The following is a 734-nucleotide window of genomic DNA, read 5'->3' as shown; positions in this document are numbered from 1 at the left end:
ATGTTTAGAAACCTTATTATGGATTTATCGGATAAATACCATTTGATAGCTCCGGATTATCCGGGATACGGAAGAAGTGAGCAGCCCCCGATGAAAGATTTCGCCTATACGTTTGAGAATATGGCCAGTATAGTAACCACTTTGCTAAGTGAGCTGGATATTAAAAAATACAGTCTGTATTTGATGGACTATGGGGCGCCGATCGGATTTAGGATAGCCAGTGCGAGCCCCGAGAAAATAGACACGCTGATTATCCAAAACGGCTGTGCCTATGAGGAAGGTCTTGAAGCATTCTGGGACCCGATCAAAGCATATTGGAAAGATGTCAATGATAAGGAGGCGGAAGCTACCCTTAGAACCTTCCACAATCCTGATGGATTAAAGTGGCAGTATACGCACAGCGTACCCGATGTGAGCGTTATTTCCCCTGATAACTGGGAAATCGATTTACGACACTTGGAGCGTCCTGAAAACGGAGCTATTCAACTGCAGATGTTTTATGACTACCAAACCAATGTTGTATTGTACCCAAAATGGCAGCAGTATTTCAGAGACCATCAGCCGCAGACACTTATCGTATATGGTAAGGATGATTATATCTTTCCGGGCGTGGGTGCAGAGGCATTCAAAAAAGACTTGAAAAATTTGGAATTCCATTTGTTTGCTACAGGTCATTTCGCACTTGAGAGTTTTGGAAAAGAAATTGGGGCCTTGATCAGTGATTTTCTTGACAG

At 43.1% G+C, this 734-nt stretch carries 1 protein-coding gene; it reads left to right on the top strand.

The annotated features are described in order from the left end of the window. Positions 1-18 precede the first annotated feature (18 nt). Positions 19-734: alpha/beta fold hydrolase (locus ACWA1B_RS22360; RefSeq protein ID WP_456910787.1), on the top strand; the 716-nt coding region annotated here is incomplete at its 3' end.

Source organism: Flavobacterium xizangense (assembly GCF_054075145.1).
The sequence above is the reverse complement of the archived record's forward strand: the minus strand, read 5'-3'. Positions and strand labels throughout refer to the sequence as shown.